Genomic DNA, 9827 nt, shown 5'->3' with positions numbered 1-9827 from the left:
GACGATTAAAAAGTGTGAAGGCGATCCTGACTATAAAGTTAACTGCATATCACAGGCCTATAAGTATTTGTTTTGTAGGCAAAAAACTATTTTTAATTTTTAACAAAATGTTCACGATCTCGCCCTGATGTGCTTCCCTTCATCGGCGCTATCCCCATCGACCAGATCCGCGCCCCTAGGGTGATCGAGGTGCTGCGCCCGGTGGAGGCCTCCGGCATTCTTGATACCCTTCATCGCCTGTGCCGCCAGATCAACGAGATCATGAACTACTGCGTGAACCATGGTCTGCTGGAAGCGAACCCCTGCTCTGCCATTCGCAAGGTCTTCAAGACGCCCACCAAGACGAACATGCCCACCCTCAAGCCAAACGAACTGCCAGGGCTGATGGCCGACATTGCGAGCGGGCGGATAGACCCCACCACCCGTTGTCAGATTGAGTGGAGCCTTCACACACTGGTTCGCCCTGGTGAATCGGCTGGCACCCGCTGGGACGAGATCGACTTCGAGGCTAAGGTGTGGAACATCCCCGCCGACCGGATGAAGATGGAGCGCCCCCACCGGGTTCCACTCACCCCGCAAGCCCTTGCCCTGCTGGAGCGGATGAAGCCTATCAGCGGTCACCGCCCCTTTGTGTTCCCCGGCTACCGTGACCCCATGGGACACATCAACGACCAGAGCGCCAACGCGGCGTTAAGGCGGCTTGGCTATGGCGGGCGGCTGGTGGCCCACGGACTTCGCTCGCTGGGGAGCACCACCCTCAACGAGCAGGGCTTTAACCCTGACGCCATCGAGGCGGCGCTATCCCACGCCGACGACAACGAGATCCGCCGCGCCTATAACCGGTCGGACTACTTCGAGCAGCGGGTGATCATGATGGGCTGGTGGAGTGAACATATCGAGCAGGCCAGCCAAGGCAGCCTGTCAATGGCGAGCGGCTTTAAAGCATTGAAGGTGGTGGGCGACTGACGGCCACCAGCTACCGAACTGCCGGGCCTAGATCGGCCAATCGAAGAGCGGGGCCAGCCTCCCGCCTGACCCGGCACCCAATTCAGGCTGATAGTGAGAGAGCTGCACTATGGCGAGAAGGCCGACCAAAATTCATCCCTTACCCCAATGGTTCAATTTGACTGACTATGGGTTTATTCCCTGCATGACTAATAGGGATTTAATTCATGAAGTCATACTGAGAGTTAAGGGCGTCAATGGCATTTCAAGGCTGTACCAAGCCAAATACATTGAGCATGAATTACCGCAAGTTGGGCGGCTACATGACGGGTCTGCGCCCTCCGACATCATCGAAGCTATCCATTATGCCAATGACCTGATGCTCTATAGGGAAGGGAGGTTCGCAGGAGCCCCCATCCTTGCTGATATCAGCAGAGGCCAAGCACCCAACGAAGTGTATGAACCGATCAAGCTGGTCAAGGGGGAGATTGATTGCCTAATCAATCTCCACAGCTACACCGATAAAGAAATCCTTCAAAGCCTGGCAGATATGTTGCCTGTTTTACGCGAGCGAAAAGGCATACCAGAACCTGCCAAGCGTGAGATAGGAGCCATAGGCCCCGGCACCATCAAACGAATCATCGAATATAACGTGATCCCTATGCTCGATCTGGTCTTGTGGGCAAAGCATGAGGGGTTTGAATACAGCGCAGAGCAGCTATCAAGAGTGCTATTTCCAGAGGCATTTGTCAGCGGCAAACACCTGACAGATACCCGGATACCCTTTGCCCTTGGCTTTGCCAACCATGACTATCAGGACATGGTGAGCCTGTGGCTAAAGCAGACGGGAAGGGATGGCAAACAGAACGGTGAGCGGCTAGTTCGTGACGAATGGCTGTGACGCTACATCGTAACCCGGCAATAACGCCGGGTTTTTTATGACCGGCGATCAATCCACCGAAAAATTATCAGCACAGATTTCACCGAAATATTTACCGCTCAGATTTCACCGAAATATTTTCTGCCTGGATCTCGGATGCGAAGAAATATCAAAGCCTCACAATCGACCATGTTGGCCTTAGCCACGCTGCACCGACGAACATGGAGAACACATGGAAAACCACACTCCCACCAATGCCCGCTTGATCCGTATCCGCGAGGTCATGCAGAAAACCGGACTGAGCAAGACCACCATCTATGACCTGATGGCCGCTGGCCGTTTCCCCCGGACTGTCCGCCTGAGCGCCCGCTGTGTGGCCCTTGTTGAATGCGAGGTCGATGCCTGGATTGCCAGCCGCATTGCTGAGCGCAACAACCCGCACGCGGCATAGGGGGCGACATGACAGAAAAAGAAAAGGCCGCACCGCAGAACGGCACGACCCCAATCACCCACACCGATGTTACCACCGCGCCCACCAGCGCTGCCACCAAGTTGGAGCTGGTGGCCCTTCACCTGGTGGAGAACGGCACCAATGGGATCAGCTCCCTGTCTGCGCTGGCAGGCTTGCATGATCTGAACCCACGAAACTCCATCAGCGAACTGCGCCGCCAGCACGGGGTACGCATCTCGGATGAGTATTTCAGCCACCAGCACAGCGGGGGCGGGTTCGCCCGGATCAAGCGTTACTGGCTGGCCGACCGTGCCGAGGCCCGCAAGGCTGCCGAGCTGGTGAACCTCAAGCGCAAGCAGCGCGGGGCCGTCCCGTTGAGCCGGGAGCAGATCGCCCGCTATTTGGCCGCCTTCCCCATTCAGTCCGGCCACAAGCCCGCCGCATAAGGGATACCCCATGACCATGAATACCGATGGGCTCACTGCCCAGGGCGAAGCCTTGCCCAAAATCAGCCGGGCGGGGTTGCCTGATACCGTGCGACACGGTACGATCTTAACCGTTGGGGCTACTAACCCCAGCAGAACTACTCCCGAAAGCGGTGCCCCGCAGCCGACATTTAGCGGTTTTTTTGTGCCTGCCATCTGGGCTACTACCCCAGGCCAGCGCACAAACGAACTTCACATTCACGCCGATCACGGCGGGAGTGTACCCGCTTTTGCGGTATGGTTGAGAGGCCCCAATAAGCCCGCAAGGGTGAATAAGGCCCGCCTTCTTTCGGGGGTAGTTGACGCCATGCCGCATCCAATTTGCAGCATGGCCGACTCACTAACCCGAAAGAGAGTACCGGCCATGATCTACACCTTCCTGATCCAGCATTCCCGTACCTGCCGTTTGGCAGACCTACGCCGTATCCGCACCATTTCCGCCGTTGCCAACAACGAAGCACAAGCTCGTTCTGCGCTGGCCGGTCTGCCCCTGGTGTTTTTGTCCCGCACCCCGAGCAAGGGGGTGTCCGCATGAACCGCCCATACCAAGATCCCGCTGGCACAGGAGACCGCCGAGCTTGCGGCAGACCACCAGCGGGGGGGCAAGGCATGAACACCCCCAAGAGGAAAGGCACCCGCGCCGAGCTGGTGGCCGAACTGGCCGGGCTATCCCTGCGCCGGGTACGCCGGATAGTGGATGGCAAGCTGGTTATGGTGACACTGATCAACCTGCCTGATGAGTACCCCCACCAGCCAACCAATAAGGGGGGCGAGGCATGATCTACTTCGCATGGGCAGCCGGTAGCACCCCGCCCACCTTCACCGGCACCGCCAACCCGTACACCGGCAAACGCTCCCAACTGGGCAGCCTGAGCGCCTTTGACTGGCGATCTGACCGGGACAGGTTCATTGAGCAGACCAAGGGGGCAGCCGTTGCCGTCACTGCCAAGCAGGCCCGTGAACTGAAAGCCGGTTTGGATGATCGGGCCTTCAAGGAGCTGGTGGCCGTGCTGATCGGGGGTGACCTATGACCACGGCGATCAGGGGGGTGACTGGCCCCCGCTTTGTGTCTGAAGTGGTGGCCGCCGCCTGTGGCAACTGGCCCGAGCTGCTGGCCGCTGTGGGTATCGACACCCCATCCCGTGGCAAGCATGGCCCTTGCCCTGTCTGTGGCGGGAGCGACCGATTCCGGCTTGATGACAAGGGCGGGCGCGGTACCTGGATATGTAACCAGTGCGGCGCTGGCGATGGGCTGGATCTGGTTAGCAAGGTAACCGGCAAGCCACCCAAGGAGGTCGCCGAGCTGCTCGCCCCCTTGGTGGGTCTGTCTGCTGGTGGGCTTGATCCTGCCGAACGGGAGCGCATCCACCAGCAACAGCAAGCCAGAGCCGAGGCGGACGCTAAGCAGGCCGAGCAACTACGCCAGAAGGCCGCCAGACGAGCCGCTGCCATCATGCGAAGCTGTGAGCCGGGCCAAGCCCCCTATCTGGTACACAAACGCCTGCGCTGGCCCTGTGGAGCGCTTAACCGGCAGGTGATCGCCGTGGGGGCGATGACTTTCCCCGCTGGTTCGCTGGTAGTGCCGTTGATCGATGAGGCGGGCGAGCTGGTGAACGTTCAACTCATTGATGATCGGGGCGGCAAAAGCTATCTGGCCGGGGGGCGCAAGGCCGGGGCCTTTCACCGCATCGAGGGCGGGGAGCTGGTGGCCGTGGTGGAGGGTTACTCCACCGGGCTATCCGTTCACCTGGCGAGCGGGGCGACCGTCTATTGCGCGATGGATTGCGGTAACTTGGCTGTAGTGGCCGCTATTGCCCGCCGCCAGCACCCAGAAGCCCGGATCCTGCTCTGTGGTGACAATGACGCAGACACCCAGGGCAACCCCGGCAAGACCAAGGCCGAGCACGCCGCCGCAGCCATAGGCGGGCTGGTGGCGCTACCGCCTGAGTTTTCAGGAGATTGGAACGACTATCACCAAGCCCACGGGCTGACCAAGACCAAAGAGGCCATCATGGGCACCAGCACCACACCGACCACCAGCAATCAGGCAAACGAGAAGGATCTGACAGTTGGGCAGACCCTTGGCGAAACCGCACAGCAGGCCCAAGACGCCAGCCAGATGGACGGGGCGAACGTGATCCCGCTTCACCCTGAGCCCGTGGCGGATACCCTGGAGCCTGTGGCCGCCACCTGTACCGATGATCAGGGCTTGCCGGAAGGGTTCGAGATCCGGGGGGATCGGCTCTGTGCTCTGGTGATGGTGGGGCGTGGTGAAGATACCCGGCAGGAGTGGGCCCCTCTATCCAGCCCGATCCGGGTACTGGCCGAGACCGCCGACGAGCACGGGCGAGGCTATGGCCGGTTGCTGGAGTGGCGGGATAGTGCCGGGCGGGTGCGCCAGTGGGCTATGCCTGTTCGCTCCCTGGTACCGCGCAACGGTGACGAGGTATTCATTGCCCTGCTGGATGCGGGCCTGCCATTCATCGAACTGGGGCACAAGCGCAAGCTGAATGCCTACCTGATGGCCTGCAAGCCCGAGCGGCGTATCACATGTGTGGAGCGCACCGGCTGGCATGGGCGGGCCTATGTACTGCCTCAAGGGTCAATGGGGCCTGACGCTGATGGGGTGATCCTGCAAACTGCCGGATACGCTGCCAATGACTTCACCGAGCGGGGCACCCTGGCCGAGTGGCAACAGGGGGTTGCAGGGCTGGCCGTGGGCAACAGTCGCCTGTGCTTTGCCCTGTCACTGGCCTTTGCCGCTCCCCTGTTGTCGCTGGTGGGCATGGAAGGGGGCGGGTTCCACCTCAAGGGCGAGAGCACGGACGGCAAGACCACCATCATGAAGGCCGCCGCCAGCGTGTACGGCAACCCTGATCGCTACAGCCAGACATGGCGGGCAACCGGTAACGCCATCGAGGGGATCGCCAGTCGCCGCAATGATGCCCTGCTCTGCCTGGATGAGCTGGGGGAGCTGGACGGGCGCGAGGCGGGGCAGGTGGCCTATATGCTGGCGAACGGTCAGGGCAAGGGCCGCAGTAAGCAGGATGGCGAACTGAGGGAGCGAAAGGCGTGGCGGCTGCTGTTCCTGAGCACGGGAGAGCTGAGCCTTGAGGATCATGCCGCCAGTGCTGGGCAGCGCACCCAGGCAGGGATGGAGGTGCGCACTATCCAGATCCCGAGCGACACCGGACACCACGGGGCCTTTGAATGGCTGCATGGCATGGAGGGAGGGCGCATCTTTGCCGACACCTTGAAGGCCAATGCCGACCACCAGCATGGCACCGCCTTTCGTGCCTTGGTGGATGGACTGGCCGCCGACATGGAGCAACACCGCGAGCACCTGACGAGCGAGATCAAGCGCCTTGCCGGTGAGCTGACCCCGAAGGGTGCGGGCAATCAGGTAGGCCGAGCCATCAACCGGTTCGCGCTGGTGGCCGCTGCCGGAGAACTGGCAACCCGGGTGGGGGTCACGGGCTGGCCCGAGGGGGAGGCTGTCAGGGCGGTGCGGGTCTGCCTCAAGGCATGGCTGGCGGAACGGGGCCACCTTGGCAACAAGGAGGACGCCGCCACCCTGGAGCAGGTACGCGGGTTTATCACTGCCCACCAGTACGCCCGCTTTGCCGACTGGTTCAACGCTGACCACCGCCCGGCCAATATGGTGGGCTATCGTCGGGTAGAAGCGGAGGGGGTGAGCTTCTATGTTCTGCCGCCCGGCTGGGCCGAGATCACCAAGGGGCGCGACCCCAAGCGAGCGGCGCACCTGTGCCTTGAGGCGGGTTACCTGCTGACAGGCAAGGACAAGAAGCGACTACAGCGACAAGTCAGATTGCCCGGCATGGGCAAGGGGATGAGGGTCTATGTCCTGACCGAGCGGGTATTGGGTGATGAGGGGGATGGCCTAGAAGACGAATAGCGCCAGCCAGAAGGAAGTGGAGGGCTGCCGAGTGTAGCCCTTTTTTTTCCAGCCTCATGCGCGCGCGTAAAGCACAAAGTAAAAGTGGTGGCTACAGTGGCTACACGATTGCCAAACACCTCTGCAAGCCTTATGTATCAAGGGGGGGAGCTGTAGCCACCTATCTAGTTTTTAGTGGCTACAGGGTGGCTACAGTGGCTACACCTAGGGCCTGTCATCCCCCAGAAAGGAACTTGTAGCCACCTGTAACCACCGTTTTTTCTGGTAGTGGCTACAGCAGAACCCTGCAACGGTGCGGGTTAGCGGGCGATGTAGCCACAAAGCCACTGTAACCACCGTTTTTTTGAATATATAGAGCGAGTGGCCGATCAAGATCACACTTTGTCAGCCGGTGGCGTCGAGGTGTTGAAAACTCTATCCCTCTGGCTGGCCTGTCTGTTGCCAAGTGGCTCTGGGTTCGTACTGGTGGAGCTGGTGGGCATACCCCCCCCAGGGTAAAGGTACTCCCGGCCCCCCCACGCTCGACGGGTCGGACGAGGCGCGGGCTTTCACCACATACGGGCGGCGCTGGGCCGTGGTTGTTGTGTTATGTCTCGCTGGCTCACCCTGCCCGGTGGGGGCTGGGCTGTCGATAGCGGCAGCCAGAGAGCAACCGCCGCAAACATCTCCATGGAAGATGGGCGATCCTGCCTAGGTTGATAGGTAGTTTTGCCCGCTTTGGCCGGAGAACGGGGCGAACCCTCACCCGTGCGCCAGCACATGAACGGGGTTGAAGGCATGGCGAATGCCTGCCAAACCCGGTCGAAGCGCCCCGAAACCACAACTTACCCCCCAGAACAGCCCCCAATTCGGTTGTTGTACCGAGCCCCGGAGATCAGCCCCATGCTCTGCCGCTGTGCCGCACGGACACAGGAGGGGGTGATCAAATCGCTACAGCCTCACACCCACCAGTACCGCCGCCAAGAGGTTTTTACACGAGCAGGAAATAAGGAATATTTTCCGACTGGTGTCGCCAAGATGAGTCCGATAACCGGCTGAGTTTTCAGCCAATCTCCCACCGACTGTCATGCCAACGGCGACGCTTTGGGTAACAACCCCGAATTGTGGTTGTTAGTAACCCTAGTTTGGGGTCATTTATGGCCGGAGTGCGATAGAACCCGAGGCACCGAAGCGGTGTCTTGTTGGGATTCGCTTGGGCTCGCCATGAGCCAAATACCGACGGCATGGGCTGTGTTCATTCACCCGCAAACCCTCCCCAAAACATGGATCCCTTCCCCATAACGGGGAACCTTTCCCCATAACGGGGAACCTTTCTCCCCATGTTTGGCGGCAAAACCCGCGCCTAATTCGGCAGGCTTGCCTGTAATCCTGCGTCAGTGCTGGCTGCAAACTCCGCACCTAACCCGCACGGCAGCCCCGAGAACTAGGGCGTTGGAGTTGTATATCCATACAGGTGTTATGATGCCACCGTAACAATGACAAGGAGCGGGCAATGCGTATCGAGCATGTGGTCACAGCCGGATGGGCAAGAGCCAGCCTGAACGAGGTACACCACTCAGGTAACGGCAAGGGTGAGGCGGGAGCTGGCAGCCTTGGCGCGTTCGCAATGCTGGGCAAGCACAGCCCAACCGGCCTTGCCTTATTGCTGGCCCGCTACAACAAGGACACTGGGCAAAGACGGCAGGCGCTGGATGAGGTGATCGCCACTGGTAGAACGCTGGCACCCGCGTATCTGGCGAAGCTCACCCGCCGTGCTGACGGCAAGGCCATCACCAGCGTGGCCTTGCTGGCGCTCGATGCCTATTGCCGCACCGCAGACACCCCCTGCGCCGCCTGTCAGTGCTGTAAGGGGCGAGGCGTCACGCTGGCACGGGCCACCAACAGTGAACGCCAATGTGAGCGGTGCCATGGTACTGGCCTGCGCCCCATCACGGGGGCAAGAGTGAGACGCGCCCTGATCCTCTGCTTGGGTGAGATAACGCGCCATGACTGGGAGAGCCGCTGGTATCCGTTCTATCTTGCGCTGGTGGCTTGGTGTCACCAGCAGGAGGCCGAGGCCACCCACCTAGCTCGCCGCCTTGGGTAGCCCACAAGCGCTTCTCTGGCCGGCTGGTGGCCCTCAGGGGTAGGGGGGATCCAATCCTCAGACCCTATCGGGGGGCGTGACTGCCAGCCCTGTTGAATTTTTATACCCGCGAAATTAAAAAATTTAATGGGGGGTAGCATTGGCCGAGTTTTCGGCAGATCTGGGGGGGGGCTGGTGGGAAGATCCTTTCCTTGGCTGGCCTCTTCCCTGGTGGCAGAACGTCGATAACCGGCCCACATCGCCGAGGTAATTTCTGTGGCGTTTGGAAGCTGGTGCCAGCGGAGAGAACACCAAAGTTAGAGGGTACTTTTGCATTTGGTACCACACTGGGTACCACAATAAGCAGCGGCTTGGCTGGTCATTCATTTAAAAACAATCACTTATAGCTTCAATTCAGAGACCCCAGGGGCCACCATTTTCAGACAAAGCCGCTCTTTTGAGCGGCTTTGTCGTTTCTGGCGCTCACCAGCGTCTGTCCAGATCCTCGGCATAGAGTGCCATGGCGCGCGGGTAGGGAAGCAGGGCGGGATCCGTGGTGGTGGTCGCGAGGATCCCCAGCAGCGTCTCCACCCCCTCCTTGTTGCGCCCCAGGTTGTAGCAGGTCATGGCACGAAACACCTTGAACTCCACGGCATCGGGGAAGCGGGACAGGGCCTCGTCAAAGGTGGCCAGCGCCTCGGCATGACGGCCCGTGGTGCGATAGGAGCTGCCAAGTCCAAGCAGGGCTCCGCGCAGCGACGACTCGCCAAGCCCCAGCGACACGGCCTTCTGATAGAGCGGAATGGCCTCGGCCTCTCGCCCCAACATGTCGTGCAGTCCGGCCACTTCGTAGTGCAGCTGGGCGTGGGCCGGGTGCGCGATGAGTTGCAGCAGACCGTGCTGACGGGCTTCCTCGATCTGTCCCTCTGCCTTGAGGGCGTTCAACTGTTTCATATGCGCTCCTGCATGGGGATGAAGGATCAGTATGCCTGCCGACAGGCTGGCGGGGAACGGGTCATGGGGCCATGAAAAAGGCCTCCCGCCGATGGCGGGAGGCCTGGCTCGGCGCCGGGGCGCAATCGCCC

Annotated in this window: 9 protein-coding genes and 1 pseudogene; 9 read left to right on the top strand and 1 reads right to left on the bottom strand. The window is 60.6% G+C overall.

Annotation, left to right across the window (positions count from 1 at the left end):
* Positions 1–129: 129 nt before the first annotated feature.
* The 9 genes and pseudogenes from C3418_RS04300 to C3418_RS04265 all read left to right on the top strand — a co-directional run.
* Positions 130–966 (top strand): annotated as a pseudogene (locus C3418_RS04300) (tyrosine-type recombinase/integrase); the annotation flags it as partial.
* 109 nt (positions 967–1075) lie between these two features.
* Positions 1076–1846: a DUF6387 family protein gene (locus tag C3418_RS04295; RefSeq protein WP_103858037.1), complete on the top strand. Its 771-nt coding sequence runs from the start codon at positions 1076–1078 to the stop codon at positions 1844–1846.
* Between the two features lie 211 nt (positions 1847–2057).
* Complete coding sequence (locus tag C3418_RS04290; protein ID WP_103858036.1) at positions 2058–2276, top strand: AlpA family transcriptional regulator; 219 nt, start codon at positions 2058–2060, stop codon at positions 2274–2276.
* Between the two features lie 8 nt (positions 2277–2284).
* Positions 2285–2722, top strand: coding sequence for a helix-turn-helix domain-containing protein (locus tag C3418_RS04285; protein ID WP_103858035.1), 438 nt, complete (start codon positions 2285–2287; stop codon positions 2720–2722).
* Between the two features lie 403 nt (positions 2723–3125).
* Positions 3126–3296, top strand: a complete 171-nt coding sequence (locus C3418_RS24035; RefSeq protein WP_181023062.1) for a hypothetical protein — start codon at positions 3126–3128, stop codon at positions 3294–3296.
* A 74-nt stretch (positions 3297–3370) separates the two neighbouring features.
* Positions 3371–3541 carry a hypothetical protein gene (locus C3418_RS24340; RefSeq protein ID WP_181023061.1) on the top strand — a complete coding sequence of 57 codons (171 nt, stop codon included), beginning with the start codon at positions 3371–3373 and terminating at the stop codon, positions 3539–3541.
* Positions 3538–3792 (top strand): hypothetical protein, encoded by a 255-nt coding sequence (locus C3418_RS04275; RefSeq protein ID WP_103858033.1) that lies wholly within the window; start codon positions 3538–3540, stop codon positions 3790–3792. Before C3418_RS24340 ends, C3418_RS04275 begins: the two co-directional genes overlap by 4 nt.
* Complete coding sequence (locus C3418_RS04270) at positions 3789–6677, top strand: DUF927 domain-containing protein (RefSeq protein WP_181023060.1); 2889 nt, start codon at positions 3789–3791, stop codon at positions 6675–6677. Before C3418_RS04275 ends, C3418_RS04270 begins: the two co-directional genes overlap by 4 nt.
* Positions 6678–8169: 1492 nt before the next feature.
* Positions 8170–8763 carry an antitermination protein gene (locus C3418_RS04265; protein ID WP_258039796.1) on the top strand — a complete coding sequence of 198 codons (594 nt, stop codon included), beginning with the start codon at positions 8170–8172 and terminating at the stop codon, positions 8761–8763.
* A 462-nt stretch (positions 8764–9225) separates the two neighbouring features.
* On the opposite strand, the gene C3418_RS04260 is transcribed toward C3418_RS04265, so the two are convergent.
* On the bottom strand, positions 9226–9696 hold the full coding sequence (locus C3418_RS04260; protein ID WP_103858032.1) for a tetratricopeptide repeat protein: 471 nt from the start codon (positions 9694–9696) through the stop codon (positions 9226–9228).
* Between the last annotated feature and the right edge of the window lie 131 nt (positions 9697–9827).

The sequence above is a fragment of the Aeromonas sp. ASNIH8 genome, assembly GCF_002919855.1.
GTDB classification, from domain to species: Bacteria; Pseudomonadota; Gammaproteobacteria; order Enterobacterales; family Aeromonadaceae; genus Aeromonas; species Aeromonas caviae.
This window is presented reverse-complemented; position numbering and strand designations above follow the sequence as displayed.